The sequence below is a fragment of the Amycolatopsis sp. NPDC048633 genome (genome assembly GCF_040650695.1).
Lineage (GTDB): Bacteria > Actinomycetota > Actinomycetes > Mycobacteriales > Pseudonocardiaceae > Amycolatopsis.
Window position 1 is genome coordinate 130,297 of the sequence record NZ_JBEZHS010000017.1, and the last position, 18,053, is coordinate 148,349.

17 protein-coding genes are annotated in these 18,053 nt (G+C 72.3%); 7 read left to right on the forward strand and 10 right to left on the reverse strand.

The window, feature by feature from the left end:
- The first annotated feature begins 62 nt into the window (after positions 1-62).
- The 5 genes from AB0C38_RS27940 to AB0C38_RS27960 are packed head-to-tail and all read left to right on the forward strand — an operon-like array spanning position 63 to position 5,931.
- Positions 63-1,535, forward strand: a complete 1,473-nt coding sequence (locus AB0C38_RS27940; protein ID WP_360678593.1) for a carotenoid oxygenase family protein — start codon at positions 63-65, stop codon at positions 1,533-1,535.
- Positions 1,532-3,229, forward strand: a complete 1,698-nt coding sequence (locus tag AB0C38_RS27945; RefSeq protein WP_360678595.1) for a class I adenylate-forming enzyme family protein — start codon at positions 1,532-1,534, stop codon at positions 3,227-3,229. The genes AB0C38_RS27940 and AB0C38_RS27945 overlap by 4 nt, the downstream gene beginning before the upstream one ends.
- 4 nt (positions 3,230-3,233) lie before the next feature.
- A complete protein-coding gene (locus AB0C38_RS27950) occupies positions 3,234-4,430 on the forward strand; it encodes an acetyl-CoA acetyltransferase (protein ID WP_360678597.1) in 1,197 nt (398 codons plus the stop codon).
- Positions 4,427-5,410, forward strand: a complete 984-nt coding sequence (locus AB0C38_RS27955) for an LLM class F420-dependent oxidoreductase (RefSeq protein ID WP_360678599.1) — start codon at positions 4,427-4,429, stop codon at positions 5,408-5,410. Before AB0C38_RS27950 ends, AB0C38_RS27955 begins: the two co-directional genes overlap by 4 nt.
- A gap of 2 nt (positions 5,411-5,412) precedes the next feature.
- On the forward strand, positions 5,413-5,931 hold the full coding sequence (locus AB0C38_RS27960; protein WP_360678601.1) for a pyridoxamine 5'-phosphate oxidase family protein: 519 nt from the start codon (positions 5,413-5,415) through the stop codon (positions 5,929-5,931).
- Here the strand turns inward: AB0C38_RS27960 and AB0C38_RS27965 are convergent.
- Positions 5,921-6,763, reverse strand: a complete 843-nt coding sequence (locus tag AB0C38_RS27965; protein ID WP_360678697.1) for an SGNH/GDSL hydrolase family protein — start codon at positions 6,761-6,763, stop codon at positions 5,921-5,923. The two genes, AB0C38_RS27960 and AB0C38_RS27965, sit on opposite strands and share 11 nt — an antisense overlap.
- Before the next feature lie 111 nt (positions 6,764-6,874).
- On the opposite strand from AB0C38_RS27965, the gene AB0C38_RS27970 reads away from it, so the two are divergent.
- Complete coding sequence (locus tag AB0C38_RS27970) at positions 6,875-8,113, forward strand: helix-turn-helix domain-containing protein (RefSeq protein WP_360678603.1); 1,239 nt, start codon at positions 6,875-6,877, stop codon at positions 8,111-8,113.
- 265 nt (positions 8,114-8,378) lie between these two features.
- On the opposite strand, the gene AB0C38_RS27975 is transcribed toward AB0C38_RS27970, so the two are convergent.
- Together AB0C38_RS27975 and AB0C38_RS27980 are read right to left on the reverse strand one after the other, a co-directional pair.
- Positions 8,379-8,804 carry a hypothetical protein gene (locus tag AB0C38_RS27975; protein WP_360678605.1) on the reverse strand — a complete coding sequence of 142 codons (426 nt, stop codon included), beginning with the start codon at positions 8,802-8,804 and terminating at the stop codon, positions 8,379-8,381.
- Positions 8,805-8,887: 83 nt separating this feature from the next.
- Positions 8,888-9,754, reverse strand: coding sequence for an alpha/beta hydrolase (locus AB0C38_RS27980; protein WP_360678607.1), 867 nt, complete (start codon positions 9,752-9,754; stop codon positions 8,888-8,890).
- A 67-nt stretch (positions 9,755-9,821) separates the two neighbouring features.
- Here AB0C38_RS27980 and AB0C38_RS27985 point away from each other — a divergent pair, with 67 nt between their 5' ends.
- Positions 9,822-10,577, forward strand: coding sequence for a TetR family transcriptional regulator (locus AB0C38_RS27985; RefSeq protein WP_360678610.1), 756 nt, complete (start codon positions 9,822-9,824; stop codon positions 10,575-10,577).
- Positions 10,578-10,674: 97 nt separating this feature from the next.
- On the opposite strand, the gene AB0C38_RS27990 is transcribed toward AB0C38_RS27985, so the two are convergent.
- The 7 genes from AB0C38_RS27990 to AB0C38_RS28020 form a co-directional block, all read right to left on the reverse strand.
- Positions 10,675-11,319, reverse strand: coding sequence for a TetR/AcrR family transcriptional regulator (locus AB0C38_RS27990; RefSeq protein ID WP_360678612.1), 645 nt, complete (start codon positions 11,317-11,319; stop codon positions 10,675-10,677).
- Between the two features lie 80 nt (positions 11,320-11,399).
- Entirely contained in the window at positions 11,400-13,091 is a 1,692-nt protein-coding gene (locus tag AB0C38_RS27995) for an NAD(P)/FAD-dependent oxidoreductase (RefSeq protein WP_360678614.1), read from the reverse strand.
- On the reverse strand, positions 13,088-13,843 hold the full coding sequence (locus AB0C38_RS28000) for a carbon-nitrogen hydrolase family protein (protein ID WP_360678616.1): 756 nt from the start codon (positions 13,841-13,843) through the stop codon (positions 13,088-13,090). Before AB0C38_RS28000 ends, AB0C38_RS27995 begins: the two co-directional genes overlap by 4 nt.
- A complete protein-coding gene (locus AB0C38_RS28005; RefSeq protein WP_360678618.1) occupies positions 13,840-15,231 on the reverse strand; it encodes an amino acid permease in 1,392 nt (463 codons plus the stop codon). Before AB0C38_RS28005 ends, AB0C38_RS28000 begins: the two co-directional genes overlap by 4 nt.
- Positions 15,232-15,305: 74 nt before the next feature.
- The gene (locus tag AB0C38_RS28010; RefSeq protein WP_360678620.1) at positions 15,306-16,634 is read right to left on the reverse strand and encodes a HAMP domain-containing sensor histidine kinase; all 1,329 of its coding nucleotides are present in this window, start codon (positions 16,632-16,634) and stop codon (positions 15,306-15,308) included.
- 2 nt (positions 16,635-16,636) lie between these two features.
- Positions 16,637-17,347, reverse strand: a complete 711-nt coding sequence (locus AB0C38_RS28015) for a response regulator transcription factor (RefSeq protein ID WP_360678622.1) — start codon at positions 17,345-17,347, stop codon at positions 16,637-16,639.
- A 16-nt stretch (positions 17,348-17,363) separates the two neighbouring features.
- Positions 17,364-18,029: an IclR family transcriptional regulator gene (locus tag AB0C38_RS28020; protein ID WP_360678624.1), complete on the reverse strand. Its 666-nt coding sequence runs from the start codon at positions 18,027-18,029 to the stop codon at positions 17,364-17,366.
- Between the last annotated feature and the right edge of the window lie 24 nt (positions 18,030-18,053).

Consider the following 18,053-nt stretch of genomic DNA (forward strand, 5'->3'; position numbering starts at 1 on the left):
ACAAATCATAGTCTCATCCTCATCAGCCAGCGCGGTGAGCCCGAGAGTCAGGGAGCAGCCCGATGACCAGCACCTCCGAACAGCCGCTGATGGTGGCCCGGACGGCGGACACGGACGAGGCCAACCCCTACCTCCTGGGCGTCTACGCCCCGGTCGGCACCGAGATCGACGCGGAAGACCTGCAGGTCATCGGCGAGATCCCGAAGGACCTCAACGGCGTCTACCTGCGCAACGGCCCCAACCCGCGGTTCGCCCCGGAAGGCCGCTACCACTGGTTCGACGGCGACGGCATGATCCACGCCGTCCACCTGGAGAACGGCAAGGCGCGCTACCGCAACCGCTGGGTCCGCACGAAGGCCTTCGAGGCCGAGTCCGAGGCCGGCCAGGGCCTCTGGACCGGCGTCATGGAGAACCCGGCGGACAACCCGTTCGGCAACGCGCACGGCCTGGGCCTCAAGGACAACGCCAACACCGACGTCGTCTTCCACCGCGGCCGGATCCTCGCGACCTGGTACCTGTGCGGCTCGCCGTACGCGGTCGACCCGCTCTCGCTGGAGACGCTCGGCGCCGAGGACTTCCTCGGCACGCTGGTCGGCGACATGATGGCCCACCCCAAGGTGGACGAGGCCACGGGCGAGCTCTTCTGGTTCGACTACGGCCCGCGCCCGCCCTACCTGCGCTACGGCGTCATCAGCGCGGACGGCAAGGTCGTCAAGACCACCGAGATCGAGCTGCCCGGCCCGCGCCTGCCGCACGACATGGCCATCACCGAGCACTACGCGGTGCTGATGGACCTGCCGCTGGTCCAGGATCTGCAGGCCGCGAAACAGGGCCGGCACAAGCTCCACTTCGACCGCTCGATGCCGAGCCGCTTCGGCGTCATGCCACGCTACGGAGACGGTAGCCAGATCAAGTGGTTCGAAGCGAGCCCGTGCTACATCTACCACGTCGTCAACGCCTGGGAAGAAGGCGACGAAGTCATCCTCGACGTCTGCCGCGTGCGGAAGCCGCAACCGCGGGCCGACGCCCACACGCCGCTGGCGAAGATGCTCTCCTACCTGCGGCTCGACGCCCAGCTGCACCGCTACCGCTTCAACCTGCGGACCGGCGTGTGCCGCGAGGCCCCGCTCGACGACGACAACACCGAGTTCCCGACCGTCGACTCCCGTGGCGTCGGCACGCGGAACCGGTACTCCTACGCGGTGCACATCTCGCCCGAGTCGACGCTGAAGTTCGACGGGCTCGTGCGCTACGACAATCTTGCCGGCTCCAAGACCGAATACCGGTTCGGTCCCGGCCGGTGGGGCAGTGAGGCGCCCTTCGCACCCCGCGATGGCGCATCCGCCGATTCGGCGGACGGTTATCTGGTGACGTTCGTGCAGGACGAGCGTGAGGGACGCTCGGAACTGGACATCTTCGACGCCGCCGATCTCGCTGCCGGACCCGTGGCCAGGGTCCTGCTTCCCCAGCGTGTCCCGCTCGGTTTTCACGCGACCTGGGTCCGGGCGGACCAGCTGGAAAACCTCCGTTCATGAGATGCCATCGAGAGGGTCGCGCCCGGGATTTCCGGACGCGGGGATGGTGGAGTGCGGAGACGATCGACCGGCTCGTGAAGGAGCGGGTAGGTGCCGACCCGGAGGGTCTCGCGCTGGTCGATCCACCGAACACCACCGCACTGGTCGGACGCGACCCGGTGCGGTGGACCTGGAACCGGCTCGACGAACGTGTCGACGTCCTGGCCGCGTTCCTGCTCGCCAGAGGGGTGCGAGCAGGTGACGTCGTGGCCGTGCAGCTGCCGAACTGCTCGGCCCTGGTCCAGGCGTTCCTCGCGATCGTGCGGATCGGTGCCGTGGTCACCCCGTTCCCGGTGTCCTACCGGGAACACGAGATGGGTCCGATGTGCCGGCGCACCGGGGCTGTCGCGGTGGTGACCGCAACCAGATACGGCGAGCACCCGCTCGCCGGGGCGGCCCTTGGGCTAAAAGGCGCTTCGGCGCCGTCGGTCCGGTTCGTCGTCGCCCGGGGGGACGACGAACCGGCCGGCGCCCTGGCCTGGCCCGAAGCACCACTGTCCACAGCGGAGCAATCCACTTTGGACGCGTACTTGAAAACGCTCGACACCGACGTGAACGACTGCGTGACGATCTGCTGGACGTCCGGCACCGAAGCCGAACCGAAAGCCGTCCCGCGCTGCCACGGCGACTGGCTCGCGACGGCCGCGGGCTGCGCGCAGGCGGCCGGCCTGACCAGCGACGACGTCCTGCTGTCCCCGTTCCCCATGACGAACATGGCCGGCATCGGCGGGATGTTCCTGCCGTGGCTGCTGACCGGCGCCGTGTTCGTCCCGCACCACCCGTTCGACCTGCCGGTGTTCCTGGGGCAGCTCGCGACCGAACGCGTGACGTACACGCTCGCGCCGCCGGCGTTGCTGACCATGTTGCTGCACAACGAAAAGATCCTGTCCGGAGTGGACCTCTCCGCGCTCGGGAAGATCGGCTCCGGCTCGGCGCCGCTCTCGCCGTGGCTCGTGCGCACCTGGGCCGAGCGGTACGGCATCGACATCATCAACTTCTTCGGCTCCAACGAAGGCACCGCGCTGCTGTCCGGTCCCGTGGACATCCCGGACCCGGACCAGCGGGCGAGCTTCTTCCCGAACTACGCCTCCGATGTCACCTGGTCGACCCCCGTCGCCGGGTGGACGTCGGTGCGGTTGCACGACCCGGTCACCGGCGAGCGCGTGACCGGACCCGGGCAATCCGGCGAGCTGCACATCGCCGGGCCGACGGTGTTCGCCGGCTATCTCACGCAGGTCGGCGAGTCGCTGGACACGTCGTCGTTCGACGAGGACGGGCACTTCCGCACCGGCGACGTCTTCGAGATCGCCGGCGAGCGCGGGGAGTTCCTCCGGTACGTCGACCGGATGAAGGACCTGGTCATCCGCGGCGGGATGAACATCTCGCCGGCCGAGGTCGAGGGCCTGCTCGCCGGCCACCCGGACGTCGCGGACGTCGGTGTCATCGGCGTGCCCGACGACGTCATGGGGGAGCGGGTGTGCGCGGTCGTCGTGCCGGGCGAGCGCAAGCCGTCGCTCGACGAGCTGGTGGCGTACCTGCGCGAGAAGAAGGTGGCCGCGTTCAAACTGCCGGAACGGCTCGAGTACGCCGACGCCTTGCCCCGCAACCCGGTGGGGAAGATCCTGAAACGGCAGCTGCGGGAAAGTCTGGAGTGAGGCCATGACCGTGTTCGTGCTGGGTGGGGCGCAAACCGACTTCGCGCGCAACTACGCGAAGGAGGGACGCGGGATCCTCGAGCTGTTCGCCGAGGTCGTGCCCGCCGCCCTCGCGGACGCGGGCGTGAGCGCGGCGGACGTCGGGGTCGCGCACGTCGGCAACCTCGCGGCGGAGCTGTTCACCGGCCAGGCCCAGCTCGGCGGGCTGCTGGTGGCCGCGGTGCCGGAGCTCGACGGCGTGCCCAGCACCCGGCACGAAGCCGCGTGCGCGTCCGGCAGCACCGCCGTCCTCGCCGCGTGCGCGGACCTCGAAGCGGGCCGCTACGACCTGGCGCTGGTCGTCGGGGTCGAGCTGATGCGCAACGTCGACGGGCAGCGGGCGGCCGAGCACCTCGGGTCCGCCGCGTGGGCCGGGCACGAAGCCGTCGGCGCGAAGTTCCCGTGGCCCGCGCTCTTCGCCGACGTCGCTTCCGCGTACGACGAGCGGTACGGACTCGACCCCGACCACCTCGGGCAGTTCGCGGAGCACGCTTTCGACCGCGCGACGCTGAACCCGCTCGCCCAGGCCCGGGACTGGCGCTTCCCGGCCGGCGCCTTCGGGGCCGACGACGAGCTGAACCCGCTGATCGAAGGCCGCCTGCGCAAGCAGGACTGCGGCCGGATCACCGACGGCGCCGCGGCGGTCCTGCTGGCCTCGCCCGCGTTCGCCGAGCGGCTCGGCGGCGGGTTCCCGCGCATCGCGGGCTTCGGGCACCGCACCGCGCACATCGGCCTCGCCGGGAAGATCAAAACCGACGGCGAGTACCTGTTCCCGCACCTGCGCGGCGCGGTCGTCGACGCCTACGAGCGTGCGGGCGTGCCCGGGCCGGACGCGCTCGACGTCGTCGAGCTGCACGACTGCTTCACGATCACCGGGCTGGTCGCGCTCGAGCACCTCGGTGCCGCGCCGCCCGGGGACGGCGGGAAGTTCATCGCCGACGGCGGCCTCGACACCGCCGGGATCAACCCGGGCGGCGGCCTGATCGGGCTCGGCCACCCGGTCGGCGCGACCGGCGTCCGCATGCTGCACGACGCCGCCCGGCAGGTGAGCGGGACGGCGGGCGCGACCCAGGTAGAAGGCGCGCGCACGGCGTTGACGCTCAACGTCGGCGGCTCGTTCACTACGGTCGTGACCATGATCGTCACGGGAGAGACTGCGTGAGGCTTTCGGTGTCGCTGGGGCTCTGGCAGGACCGCCCGCCGGAGGAAGCCCTGGAAACCGCGCGCGCCGCCGAGGCCGCCGGGTACCCGGAGCTGTGGATCGGCGAGATGGCGACGTGGGACGCGTTCGCGCTCGGCACGGCGATCGGCGCGGCGACTTCGCACATCTCGTTGACGTTCGGGCCGCTCGCGGTCACGGTGCGGGACCCGGCGACGATCGCGATGGGCGTCGCGTCGGTCGCGGCGCTGACCGGCCGGTCGACCGGGGTCGCGCTGGGCACCTCCAGCGACGTCGTGGTCCGCGGCTGGCACGGCCGGTCCCGTTCGCGCGCGGCCACCGCGCTCGAAGAGTCCGCGATCGCCGTGCGGCAGCTGGTCTCCGGCGAAAAGTCCACTGTGGACGGATCCGTGGTCGGTTCGCAGGGCTACCGGTTGCGGCTGGCCGCCCCGAAGTCGCCGCTGACGATCGCCGCGTTCGGCCCGCGCGCCCTCGCCGTCGCCGCGCGGCACGCCGACCGGATGGTGGTCAACCTGGTCAGTCCCGCCGCGGCGGCGACACTGGTGCGCGGCATGCGGGAAGCGGCTTCGCGAGCGGGCACCACGCCGCCGCCGGTGGCCGCGTGGGTGGTCGGCGCCGTCGACCCGGGGCAGGCCGAGATCGAGCAGCTGCGTCGCGGCGTGGTCGGGTACCTCGCCGCGCCGGGTTACGCCGACATGTTCCGCGCGGCCGGCTTCGGCGACCTGATCGACTTCGCGCGCACCCGGCCGCACCCGCGTGAGCTGCTGGCGGCGGTTCCCGTCGAGGCCATCGCCACGGTGGGCCTGCTGGGCTCGCCGGCGGAGATCGCCGCGAAGGCCCGGGAGTACGCGGAAGCCGGGATCGACGAGCTGGCGATCGTGCCCGCGACCAGCGACAACGACCCCGGCGGCGAAAAAACTCTCGTTGCGTGTCGATCCGCCGTCGTCCCGTTCGACGCGTAAGCATGACTGAGCCGACGAAGACCAAGAACCTCGACCAGAACGGCCGCCCGGCGCTGCCGTGGAGCCGGGCGCGCGACGCCCTCGCGACCCAGACCCCGCACGAGAACCTGACGTTCTTCGTCGGGACGGTCCGCCCCGACGGCCGGCCGCACGCCGCCGGTGTCGGCGCGATCTGGGTCGACGACGCCCTCTACTTCGTGAGCGGGCCCGGCACGCGCCGGGCCCGCAACCTGGCGGCGAACCCGGCGTGCAGCGTCTCCGTCCGCCTGAGGGACCTCGACCTCACCTTGGAGGGCGAGGTCGAGCAGATCGCCGACCCCGCCACCCTCGAACGGGTGGCGGCCGTCTACCGCGAGGGCGGCTGGCCCGCGACGGTGTCCGGCGGCGGGTACGACGCGCCGTTCATGGCGCCGAGTGCGGGACCCGCGCCGTGGCTGCTGTACCGGCTCCGGCCGACCCGGGCGATCGGCGTCGCCGGCGCCGAGCCGAACGGCGCCACCCGCTGGGACTTCACCCCCTGACGGTCGCCGCGACGAGCGCCCCGATGCCCCGCATGCCGGTGGCGTTGGGGTGCAGCGGTGCCGCGACCGACGTCGGGATCACGCTCTCGAACCACTTGACGCCCGGCAGCTTGCAGACGTCGTGCCCGATCGACGCCGTCCGGACGTCGACGTAGTGCGCGTTGTGCGCCGCCGCCTGACGCGCCAGGGCCGCGTTCGTCTTGTCGATGCTGCCCTGGATGTAGTTGGCGTCGCGCGGGGTCAGCGGCGCGATCGGCCAGCACCCGTTGCGGGGCAGGTAGGTGCCGTACCCGGCGACGTAGACCTCGGCGTTCGGCGCGTGCGCGTGGATGGCGTCCAGCAGCGCGCCCCACGTCGGTTCGAACGCGGCGATCTTCTCGGCCAGCTGGTCGTGGCCGCCGGCGGTGTACCTGTCCACGCAGTCGGGGTTGATGCCGGGCAGCAGGTTGATGCAGCTGGTCGCCGCGCCGACCAGACCGACGTCGTTGCCGCCGATGGTCAGCGTGACGGTCTTCGTGCTCGCGCCGAGCGCGTCCAGCTGCGGCGGGACCGCGCCGGTCTCCGTCGACTGCGGCGCGTACATGTCCGCGGTCGTCGCGCCGGAGCACGTGACGTCCTTGAGCGGGACGCCGAGCCGCTTCGCGGCGACGTGCGGGTAGTCCGCGAGGGACCGGAGACAGCCCGGGGACGAGAGGTCCGGGGGCAGGATCAGCGGGCCGGCCGCGGCCGAGTCCCCGAGCGCCACGTACTCCCCGGCGGTGCTCGCCTCCGCCGTACCCGCCGTCGTCGCCAGCGCCGCGACCATGATCGTGATGAACGCCGTTGTCCTCACTCGCACGCCGTCCTCCTTGACGTTGTGCTTACGGTTGGTCTCCGTGACACCATCGGCACCGAGGGTGGCCGGATCGACTGGGAATCCGCGCAGAGATCGAGGGGATCGGTTGTGACGGAGCACAAACCCGGCGGGGACCTGGCCCTCGGCGGGCAGCGCGTCCACGAGCGGCTCACCCAGGAGGAGCCGGAGCTGATCGCACGGGTGCTGACGCGCATCCAGGAGGACGTCGCGGACTACCGGCGGCTGCCGGTCGAGGAGCTCGCCGGCGACATCGCGCGGATCACCCAGCAGGCGGTGCGCGCGTTCGCCCGGAGCCTGCGCGAGGACCGGCAGCTCAACGACGCCGAGCTGCGGCAGATCGGCGCGTCCGCGGTGCGCCGGGCCGAGGAGGGCTTTCCGCTGGAAGCCGTGCTGACCGCGTACCACGTCGGGGCGCGGGAGATCTTCGCCGTCGGCTCGGCCGACGCGGGCAGCACGGACGTCGCCGACCTCCTCGACGTCGCGGACCGGGTGCTCGCGTTCGTCGGCACGGTCACCGGCGCGGTCACGCGGGGCTACCTGGAGGAGCTGCGGACGAAGGTCGGGCAGGAGCACACCGCGCGTCGCACGCTGCTTTCGGTGCTGGCCGACGGCGGGCCGGTCGACGTCGTCGCCCGCAGTGCCGGGATCACGCTGCCGGCGCGGTACCTGGTGCTGAGCGTCGAGCTGGGGCCGCACGCCGACGAGGCGTCCCCGGGTGTCGACGCCGACATCGCGATCCGCCGGAAGCTGCGGCGGTTCCTGGCCGCGTTCGAACGTTCCTGCGGCGACGGCGTCCTCGCGTCGTTGGACGGCCCGGGTGGGCTGGTGCTGCTGCCGCTGGCCGGGCGGCTGTCGGCGGTCTCGGAGTGGGGTTCGGTGCTGGACACGGCCGGGCGCGCGGCGGGCGTGGACGTCCTGGCGGCGGCCGACACGGCGACGCCGCCGGAGGTCCGGCTCGTGGCGGGCCGCACCGGCGAGGTGCTGGAGGTGCTGCGCTGGTTCGGCCGCCCGCCGGGGCTCTACCGCCTCGACGACGTCCTGGTGGAGTACCAGCTGACCCGTCCGGGCGAGGCCCGCGACCGGCTGGCGGCGGTGCTCGCGCCGCTGGACGCGCACCCGGAGCTGGTCGAGACGCTCTCGACGTACCTGGAGCTGGACACGAACCGCCGCCGCACGGCGGCTCGCCTGCACGTCCACCCCAACACGGTCGACTACCGCCTGCGCCGGGTCCGCGACCTCACGGACATCGACCCGCTCCACCCGGCCGGCCTCCCGCGCATCATCGCGGCCCTGGCCGCCCGCCGAGCCTCACTCCCACGAACCTGACCGACCCCCCCCCAGGTACGCAACCCGACCCTCCAGGTACGCGACCCGACTCTCCAGGTACGCGACCCGACCCTCCAGGTACGCGAGCCGACCACCGGGGTACGCGTGTCGTCCGTTCAATCATGCGAGTCGACCCTCCAATCACGCGAGTTCCGCCCTCAATCACGCGAGTTCCGGATCTGATCACGCGAGTTCGGTGTACCGGAACGGACGACTCGCGTACCCGGACGGTCGGCTTGCGTACCTGGAGGGTCGGCTCAAGTGATCAGGCGCGGGACTCGCGTGATCGGAGACGGAACTCGCGTGATTGGAGAGCGATCTCGCGTGATTGGGGGGTCGACACGGGGTGGCGGGGGGCCGGGATGCGGACCGGCACCGGAGTGCGGGAGATGAGCCGGGCGAGGAAGCCGAAGGCGACGAGCACGGCGAAGGCCAGGGCCGCGGCCGCCGAGGTGGGGGTGAAGGTGAGTTCGCCGGCTCGGCCGAGCACGAAACCCGAGTCCAGCGCCCACGCCACCGCCGCGACCCCGATCGCGGCGGCAACCGAACTCCAGAACGCCGTCAGCAGCACCACCGCACCGAGCGCGACCAGCGCGTACCACGGGTGACCTGTCGCCCCGCACAGCTCTGCCGAAAGCACCGCGACCACCGCCGCGACGCAGCCGAACGGGAACCCGAACCCACCACTCATGCCGTCCAGGAAACCCCCGGCCGGAGACCGGGAGAATGAGCCAGGACGCCTTCCCTACGCCCGGACCCCGGGATCTTGACGCGCTATTGACCGGTCACGCGGCCGATCGCCTCCGCCAGCGTGGGCCAGACCGCGCGCGGCAGGTTGTGGCCCATGCCCGGGACGACCAGCAGTTCCGCGCCCGGGATCGCCTCCGCCGTCGCCTTGCCGCCGCTGACGTCGATCAGCGGGTCGGCGTCGCCGTGCACGACCAGGGCCGGCAGCCGCACCGAACGCAGCCCGGCCGTCCGGTCGCCGGAGGCCAGCACCGCCGCCGCGTGGCGCAGCGAGCCCACCGGGTGGCGGGCGCGGTCGTAGTGCAGCGTGGCTTTGGCCAGCAGGAACGCCTCGTCGTCCGGGTATCCGGGGGAGCCGAGCCGCTGATACCCGTCGACGCTGTCGGCCAGGGCCTGCTCGCGGGTCGACGCCGGCGGCCGCGTCAGCATCGCCAGCGCCCACGGCTGCGCCCGCCCGACCGCCGGGTCGCCGGTGGTCGACATGATCGACGTGACCGAAAGCAGCCGGTCCGGGTGGTCGATGGCCAGCTGCTGCACGATCATCCCGCCCATCGACGCGCCGACGACGTGCGCGCGTCCGATGCCGAGCGCGTCGAACAGCCCGACGGCGTCGTCGGCCAGGTCCGAAAGGCGGTACGGCGCCGTCGTCAGATCGCCGCCGGCCAGCGCGGCCAGGTCCGGCGCGGGAAGGTCGTCGAGCCAGGTGGAGAGCCCGACGTCCCGGTTGTCGTACCGCACGACGAAGAACCCGCGGGCGGCGAGCAGCTCGCAGAAGCCGTCCTCCCAGGTGATCATCTGGGCGCCCAGGCCCATCACCAGGACCAGCGGCGGACCGCCCGGATCGCCGAAGGTGTCGTACTCGAGCTCGAGACCGTTGGCCTGTGCGCGTGCCATATCCCGATCCTGCCGTACCCGTGCGGAGCTGGCACCGGTCCCACCCGTGCCGTTACCGTTACCCCCCATGCCGACCTCATCCTCGGGTACCGGACAGCGCCCCCGGTCGCGAGCCGCGGCGGGACTGCCGGCGCTCACGGCCGACCGCATCATCAGCGCGGCGACGACCCTGACCGGCGAACGCGGCCTCGACAACTGGACGCTGCGGGAGCTCGCCCGCGCGGTCGAGGCCTACCCGGCGGTGATCTACCACCACGTCGGCGACCGGGACGCGGTGGTGAACGCCGTCGTCGACCGGGTGGTCGGCCTGCTGGAGCTGCCCGATCCGGACCTGCCGTGGCAGGACTGGTTCACCGAGCTGCTGGCGAACCTGCGCGCGGTGCTGCGGGCCTACCCGGGCTGCGCGCGGCGGCTCGCGCTGTTCGGTCCGTCCGTCCAGGCGGCCGCGCGCAGCATCGACGCGGGCATCGGGGTGCTGCTGAAGGCCGGCTTCGGCCGCGAAAGCGTGCTGGCCTACAACCTGCTGGTGATGACCGCGTGCCAGTTCGTCGCGATGGAGGACGACCGCGACGGCGCCCTCGCGCTGCGGATCGACAACACCGAGACGTACGCGACCTACCGCGAGCGGGCCGACCTGCCGGGGATGGCCGAGCTGGGCGCGGCGATGCACGACCTGATGGGCGATCCCGACCTCGCCGCGGGGTACTACGCGCAGCTGTACGACTACGCGGTCCGAAGGTGTCTCGACGGACTTGCCCACCGGCTCGGAGAACTTCGCGAATCGGACGGCGAATCGGACGGCGAAGGGCTGACAGCGACTTGACAGTGCCCCGGCGTACCGTGAGCGTGCGTCGGCGGTTCGTCCGCTGACCCGGAGCCCCTGGCGCCCTCCTCCCCCTCGTGGCGCCGGGGGCTTCGGTCTATCCGCGGCCGTCCTGGCGCGGCGGTTCCGCCTGGATCGCCGGGAAGATCTCGCCGACCAGCGTGACGAGCGACTTGGACAGCAGCAGGTGCACCTGGGGGCGGGTCAGGGAGCCGCGCACGAGCCATTCGCGGCCGGCGGACTTCACCATCCCGCCGAACGCCCGCACGAGCGCGTTCAGCTCGAGGCCGTGTTCGCTTTCGCTGGACAGCCCGACGGCTTCGAGCACGCGGTCGGCGGATTCGCGGTCGGCCTCTTCGAGGATGCGCTCCACCTCGAGGTCGCGGCCGATGCCTTCGGGCGCGATCGCGGCCAGCCACATGCGCTCCTGGCTGGTGACCATGTCGAGGAACCACTCGATGGCGACGTCGGCCCGCAGCTCCAGGGGCCCCTCCGGCAGGATTTCGACGGCCAGCCGCGGCACGGTCAGCGCGCGCCGGATGATTTCCAGGTACAGCTCGCGCTTCGTGCCGAAGTAGTGGTTGATCAACCCCCGCGCGACGCCGGCCGCCGCGGCGATGTCCGAAGTGGACACTTCGGAGTAGGGACGGTCACCGAACAGCCGCGCCGCGCAAGCGAAGATCTGTTCCTTCCGTTCGTCCGGTTCCAGTCTTCGCCATCTCGGCGCCGGCTCGGTGTTCATGGTCCCATCGTCGCATGGCCGGTTGAGCCGGGCAGGACAGTCTCCCGCGTTGCCGGCACCGTGCCACGATCGGGGCACGGTCAGTCCGGCAGCGTGATCGGGGCGAGGTCCGCGAAACTGTCGCCGGGGCCCGGGTTCGCGGGGTGCGTCTCGCCGCCGAAGTGGTGCAGCACGCCCCAAACCGCGTTGAGCGCGGTCTGGACCGCGCCCTCGGCCCAGCCCGCCGTCCACGACACGTCGTCACCCGCGAGGAAGAGTCCGCGGTGACGCTCCGCCAGCTCGTCTTGCATGAAGTGCGTGAAGAGCCGGTGCTGGTAGCGGTAGTGCCCGGGCAGGTTCGCCTTGAACGCGCCCATGAAGTGCGGTTCCGCTTCCCACGACACCGTCACCGGGTCGCCGATGATGTGCCGCCGGACGTCGACGCCGGGGTAGATCTCCCGCAGCGACTGCAGCATCACTTCGACGCGCTCGGTCACCGAAAGCGGCAGCCACTTCAGGGAGTCGTCGGCCCACGTGTAGGACAGGCAGATCACCGCCGGCTTGGCCGGGTCGTCGCCGAGCAGGTAGGTGCCGCGCGGCATCCGGTCGGTGAGCGTCATGCTCATCGTGTCGCGGCCGGTCGCCGGGTCGCGGTCGAGCCAGAACGGCCGGTCGACCGGCACGAACACCTTCGACGACTCCATGTAGTGCGTGCGCTCGATCGCCGTCCAGTGGTCGATCGGGAACAGCGCTTCGTCGCATTCGATCTTGGACAGCAGCATCCAGCTCTGCGCGGTGAACACGGCCGCGGGGTACGTCCGGATGTGCCCGGACGCGTCGGTCACCGTGATGTTGTTCGGCGCCGTCCGGTGCAGCCGCGTGACGCCCGGGCGGGGCCCGCCTTCGTGCAGCGAGGCCAACGACGTTCCCGCGGGCCAGAAAGCCAGCTCCGACGGCGCGTGGTCCCACAGCCGCAGCGGGAGCTGCCGGCTGCCGCCGGCGATGCTGCGGTGCTCGTCGTCGGCGCCGGTGTAGACGACGCGCAGGATTTCCAGGATGGAGTTGGGGAAGTCGGTGTCCCAGCCACCGGTGCCGAAGCCGACCTGGCCGAAGATCTCGCGGTGGCGGAAGGAGGCGAACGCGGGGGAGGCGCAGAGGAAGCCGTAGAACGTCTGGTCGTCCAGCTTCGGGACGAGCTCGTTCCACAGCCGCTTGATCGTCTTCGCGTCGCGGTCGCGGATCGCCGTCTGCATCTCGGCGAACGACGCGTGCTCGGCCAGGGTCCGGTCCCACGCGGCGGCGACGTCGGCGAACACCGCGGGCAGGTCGGCCGGCGTCCGCGCGTAGTGGCTCTGCCCCTTGAGGTCGACGACCGTGCTCGGCGTCTCCGGCGCCAGCGGGTTGGGGAACGGCGTCGTCTCGAGGCCGACCTTGTCGATGTAGTGGAACAACGCGGTCGACGCGGGCGGGAAGCGCATGGCGCCCATCTCGGCGACGACGTCGTCCGGGCAGCCGGGGAACCGCACGGTGCGCAGCCGGCCGCCGATCTCGGCGATCTCGTGGACGACCGGCCGCAGGCCCAGTTTCATCAGCTCGTACGCGGTGACGATGCCGGAGAGCCCACCGCCGATCACCGCCACCTCGGTGCCGTGCCGTTCGGCCGGCACCGCACCCAGCCCGGCCGGGTGGGCGAGGTAGTCATCGTAGGCGAACGGGAAGTCGGGGCCGAACATCGTGATCGGGCGGCCCGCCGGCTCGTCGTGGTGGATCGCGGTCGGGACAGCGGAGGTCATGCGGTGGTTCCTCGGTACAGTTCGGGCCGCCGGTCGGCCAGGTGGGTGTTCTCGAGCCGGGACGCGGCGAGCGCGGCACGGGTGACTTCGGCGGTGATCAGCGCGGGAGCCGTCTGCGCCCGGGCCAGCACCTCGCCGGTCGGGGCGACGACGCAGGATCGCCCGCAGTAGGTCAGCTCCTGTTCGACGTCACAACGGTTGGCGTAGGCAACGAACAGCTGGCTCTCGTACGCCCGCGCCGGCACCACCGTGTCGGCGACCAGCTCGTACGGGCTCATCAGCGCGGTCGGTACGGCCAGCAGCTCCGTGCCGGCCAGCGCGTGCGCCCGCACCAGCTCGGGGAACTCGACGTCGTAGCAGATCAGCAGCCCGACCCGGACGCCGGCGACGTCGGCCTGCACCACCGGTTCGTCGCCCGGGGTGAACCACGCTTTGTCGAGGTCGCCGAACAGGTGCGTCTTGCGGTAGTTCGCCAGGCGCCGCCCGGTCGCGTCGACGAGCTGGACGCTGTTGTGGACGTTCCCGCCGTCGGCTTCCGGGTAGCCGTAGGCCAGCGCGACGCCGGTTTCCCGGGCCAGCGCGGACATCCTGGCGGCGGTCGGGCCGTCGGCGGATTCCGCGAGCTCGTGCGTCCGGGCGCCGATGTGGTAGCCCGTCGTGCTCATCTCCGCCGTGACGACGAGGTCGGCGCCGGACGAGGCGACGGCCTCGGGGAGCGCGTCGAACGGGCCCTGGTGGATCGCGACCTTCATGCGAGCCTCGACCGCCGGATGCCGTAGCCGAAGTAGATCAGCAGGCCCAGTGCCATCCAGGCGCCGAAGACCAGCCAGGTGGCGCCGTCGAGGCTGAACATCATGTAGCCGCAGCACAGCACGCCCAGCAGCGGCGTCACCGGCGAGAGCGGCACGCGGAACGAGCGCGGCCGGTCGGGCTGGCGCCGCCGCAGGAGCAGGACGGCGATGTTGACCAGCAGGAACGCGAAGAGTGTCCCGATGCTGGTGGCGTCGGCGAGCTTGCCCAGCGGGATGAACGCGGCCAAGGCGGCGACGAAGGCCGAGACCACCAGGGTGTTGATCCGCGGCGAGCCCGACTTCGGGTCCACTTTGGACAGCGACGGCGGCACGAGACCGTCGCGGGACATCGCGAACAGGATGCGCGTCTGTCCGTAGAGGACGGTCAGCACGACGCTGGAGATCGCCACGATCGCGCCGACGGCGAGCAGGCCGGCCCAGAACGGGCTGCCCGAAACGACGGAGAGCACGTGCGACAGCGCGGCTTCCCGGCCGTCGAACTCCTGCCACGGCAGCGCGCCGACGGCGGCCACGGCGACCAGGCAGTACAGCACCGTGACGATGCCGAGCGAGAGCAGGATCGCCCGCGGCAGGTCGCGCTGCGGGTTCTTCGCCTCCTCGCCGGCGGTGGACGCGGCGTCGAACCCGATGTAGGAGAAGAACAGCTTGGCCGCGCCGGCACTCATCCCGGCCAGGCCGAGCGGCAGGAACGGCGTGAAGTTGCGCGCTTTCACCGCGGTGAAGGCGATCGCGCAGAACAGCACCAGCGTCACGATCTTGACCGCGACCATGACGGCGTTGGCCCGCGCGCTCTCCTTGGCTCCGGACAGCAGTAGGAGCATCGCGAGGAGCACGACGACGATGGCGGGCACGTTGACGATCCCGCCCGAGCCGGGCGGCTGGCTCAGCGCGTCCGGGATGGCGAACCCGAAAGCCAGCCGCAGCAGCTCGTTGAGGTACTGCCCCCACCCGACGGCGACCGACGCCACCGAGACGCCGTATTCGAGGACCAGGCACCAGCCGCAGACCCAGGCGACCAGCTCGCCGAGCGTGGCGTAGGTGTAGGAGTAGGACGAACCGGACAGCGGGATCATGCCGGCGAGCTCGGCGTAGGAGAGCGCGGAGAAGAGCGCGGTGACCCCGGCGAGCACGAACGACAGGACCACGGCCGGACCGGCCACCGGCACGGCTTCGCCGAGGACGACGAAGATCCCGCTGCCCAGCGTCGCGCCGATGCTCAGCATGGTCAGCTGCCCGAGCCCGAGCGACCGCTTCAACGTGCCATGATCACTTTCGGCGACCAGGTCGGCGACCGGTTTCCGCCGCACCGTCGCGGCCCGCAGATTCATGCCGACGACGGTATCTGCCGTCTCCGGCGGGCAAAACAGGACAACGTTGCGCGTACAGATGAATCACAGGTGATTCATTGCACAGAACGTGTAGATCGTGGCGAATCGTTCCGTTCGCCACCCGGTTCGTCGGTCGGGAGGAGCAGGGTGAACGTCGGCGGGTCCGGCCGGCTCAGCCGTAGCCGGCCGCCTTCGGCCTCGGCGAGGCTGCGGGCCAGCCGCAGGCCGATGCCGTGCCCGGCCGCCGCCGTCGCGAACGGGTCCGTCTCGCCCAGGTCGGGGCCCTCGTCGGCGACGTCGATGGCCAGCGCGCCCCCGGCGTCGCGGGCGACCAGCGTCACCGTGCCGCGCCCGTGCGTCGCCGCGTTGTCCAGCAGGACGCCGAGCACCTGGCGGACCGCCGCGGCCGCCACCCGCGCCGGCGGCGGGTCCTGGCGGGTGATCCGCAGCGTGCGCCCGTGCGGCGCGAGCAGCGCCTCGCCGGCCTGCCGGACCTCCTCCAGGAGAGCGTCGAGAGCGAGCTCGGCCCGCGGCGCCCGGCGTTCGCGGCCCAGCGCCAGGAGGTCCTCGATGGTGCGTTCCAGCCGGTCGGCGGACGCGATCCCGGCGCGGATCGCCGCCCGCGGGTCCGCGTCCGGGGTCTCCAGCGCGGCCTCCAGCTGCAGGCGCAGCCCGGTCAGCGGGGTCCGCAGCTGGTGGGACGCCTCCGCGGAGAACGCCCGCTCGCGCTCGAGGGTTTCGGCGATCCGGGCCGCAGTGGCGTCCAGCGCCTCGCCGACGCGGTCGATTTCGGCGATCCCGGCGCGCGGGCTGCGGGCGGTGAAGTCGCCGGCGCCGAGCTGCCCGGCCGCCGCGGCCAGCTCCTCCAGCGGCCGGACCAGCCGCGTCGTGAACCGCCGGGCCATCAGCCAGCTCGCCCCGATCGCCACGATGCCCAGCCCGGCCATGCCGTGCCAGGTGAGCGCGATCCGCAGGGTCAGGGTGGACTCCGGCAGCGCGGCCCGGACGACCCCGGTCACGCGGGATCCGCTGAGCACCGGGACGGCCAACACGAGGTCGTCGCCCTCGGTCCCGGTGACGACGTCCACGGTCGCGCTCGCCGCCTGCCGCTCGATCGGCCCGCCGGCGGCGGGCCCGTGCCCGGCGAGCAGCCGCCCCTCCGGGGAGTAGACCCCCACCTCGGTCTCGGCTTCGTCCTCGTCGGCGGGCGGCGGCACCTCGGGTGTCAGCCCCGCGCTCAGCTCGTGCGACACGGCGAGCGCGGCGGCGTCCGCGGCCCGTTCCAGGCCGGTCGTGGCGTCGTCGTGGTAGTACTTCATCACCGCGATACCCAGCGGCAGCGCGAACAACACGGTCGCGACCAGAGCGGCCAGCACCGTCAGGGAGATGATCCGGCGGCGCACGGCTAGCCTTCGGCGACGGTCCGGGCGGGGTCCTCCAGCCGGTACCCGTGGCCGCGCAGGGTGGCGATCCGGGGCACCTCGGCGTCGGGCCCGGCCGCCGACGCGAGCTTGCGGCGCACCGCCGCGATGTGCACGTCCAGGGTCTTCGTCGAGCCGTACCAGTGGGCGTCCCAGACCTCGGACATCAGCGTCTCGCGGCTGACGGCGACCCCGGGCTGCTCGGCCAGCCGGGCCAGCAGGTCGAACTCCTTGGCCCGCAGCACGACCTCGTGCCCGCCCAGGGTGGCGCGGCGGCCGGCGATGTCGACGGTCAGCCCGCCGACGGTCACCGGGGGCCGGGCCCCGGCCGGCGCGCCGCGGCGCAGGTGCGCGCGCACCCGGGCCAGCAGCTCGCCCAGCCGGATCGGCTTGGTGAGGTAGTCGTCGGCGCCGGCGTCGAGGCCGACGACGACGTCCATCTCCTCCTGCCGGGCGGTCAGGATGACCAGCACCGAGGCGGGCAGCGCGGCCCGCAGGCGGCGGCAGACCTCGACGCCGTCCAGGTCGGGCAGGCCGAGGTCGAGGAGCACGAGATCGAAGTCGCCGGCCTCGGCCGCCTGCAGGGCGGTGCGGCCGTCGCGGCGCCGGCACACCTGGTAGCCGTGCAGTCGCAGGGTCGATTCGAGCACGCTGCCGATCGCGGCGTCGTCTTCCACCACCAGCAGGTTCGGCATGCCGGGAGCCTACGTTCTACTCCGGCCGGGCACCGAAACCGATCCGCGAAATGCGGCGTGAGGCTTCCGTCACGCCCGCCCCGAACTCCGCGACCGCCTCGGCCGTGAATCGGGTGGTCGGGCCGGTGACCGCCAGCGCGGCCAGCAGCCGTCCGTCGGCGTCGAGCACGGGGGCGGCGACGCTGGAGGCGCCCGGCTCCGGCTCGCCGTGGCTGACCGCGGTGCCTTCGTTCGTGCCGGAGAGCACCCGCCCGGCGGCCCCGCACCCGAGCGGCAGCTCGTCCCCGACGTGGCCCACGTGCCGGATGGCCCGCGTTCCGTCCTGCTGGGCCACGCAGACGAGCACCTCGGTGCCGCGGACGTACAGGCCGACCGTCTCGCCGTGCTCCCGGGCCAGCTCGCGCAGGACCTGGCGGACCGGCTCGGGCAGCTGCCACGCGGTGGTCGCGAGCTGGGCCCAGCGCAGCAGCCCCGGCCCGACGGTGACCCGCCCGTCCGGGCGCGTCCACAGCAGGCCGCGCTGCTCACAGGTGGCGACCAGCCGCAGCACCGTCGTCTTCGCCAGGCCGCTGGCGGCGGTGAGGTCCTTGACCGCCCACGTCCGGCGCTGTTCGGTGAAGAGCGCCAGCACGTCGAAAGCGCGCAGCACGCTCCGGACCGCTCCGTCGTCTTCCGCCATCATCGAGCGACCCCCCGTCCGCTGATG

What these genes read in the sequence shown, in the direction of transcription:
- AB0C38_RS27960 (WP_360678601.1), top strand. Translation starts at nt 5,413, where the DNA reads ATGACTGAGCCGACGAAGACCAAGAACCTCGACCAGAACGGCCGCCCG.
- AB0C38_RS28020 (WP_360678624.1), bottom strand. Translation starts at nt 18,029, where the DNA reads ATGATGGCGGAAGACGACGGAGCGGTCCGGAGCGTGCTGCGCGCTTTC.
- AB0C38_RS27980 (WP_360678607.1), bottom strand. Translation starts at nt 9,754, where the DNA reads ATGGCACGCGCACAGGCCAACGGTCTCGAGCTCGAGTACGACACCTTC.
- AB0C38_RS27990 (WP_360678612.1), bottom strand. Translation starts at nt 11,319, where the DNA reads ATGAACACCGAGCCGGCGCCGAGATGGCGAAGACTGGAACCGGACGAA.
- AB0C38_RS27940 (WP_360678593.1), top strand. Translation starts at nt 63, where the DNA reads ATGACCAGCACCTCCGAACAGCCGCTGATGGTGGCCCGGACGGCGGAC.
- AB0C38_RS27975 (WP_360678605.1), bottom strand. Translation starts at nt 8,804, where the DNA reads ATGAGTGGTGGGTTCGGGTTCCCGTTCGGCTGCGTCGCGGCGGTGGTC.
- AB0C38_RS28005 (WP_360678618.1), bottom strand. Translation starts at nt 15,231, where the DNA reads ATGAATCTGCGGGCCGCGACGGTGCGGCGGAAACCGGTCGCCGACCTG.
- AB0C38_RS27945 (WP_360678595.1), top strand. Translation starts at nt 1,532, where the DNA reads ATGAGATGCCATCGAGAGGGTCGCGCCCGGGATTTCCGGACGCGGGGA.
- AB0C38_RS27950 (WP_360678597.1), top strand. Translation starts at nt 3,234, where the DNA reads ATGACCGTGTTCGTGCTGGGTGGGGCGCAAACCGACTTCGCGCGCAAC.
- AB0C38_RS27995 (WP_360678614.1), bottom strand. Translation starts at nt 13,091, where the DNA reads ATGACCTCCGCTGTCCCGACCGCGATCCACCACGACGAGCCGGCGGGC.
- AB0C38_RS27985 (WP_360678610.1), top strand. Translation starts at nt 9,822, where the DNA reads ATGCCGACCTCATCCTCGGGTACCGGACAGCGCCCCCGGTCGCGAGCC.
- AB0C38_RS28000 (WP_360678616.1), bottom strand. Translation starts at nt 13,843, where the DNA reads ATGAAGGTCGCGATCCACCAGGGCCCGTTCGACGCGCTCCCCGAGGCC.
- AB0C38_RS28015 (WP_360678622.1), bottom strand. Translation starts at nt 17,347, where the DNA reads ATGCCGAACCTGCTGGTGGTGGAAGACGACGCCGCGATCGGCAGCGTG.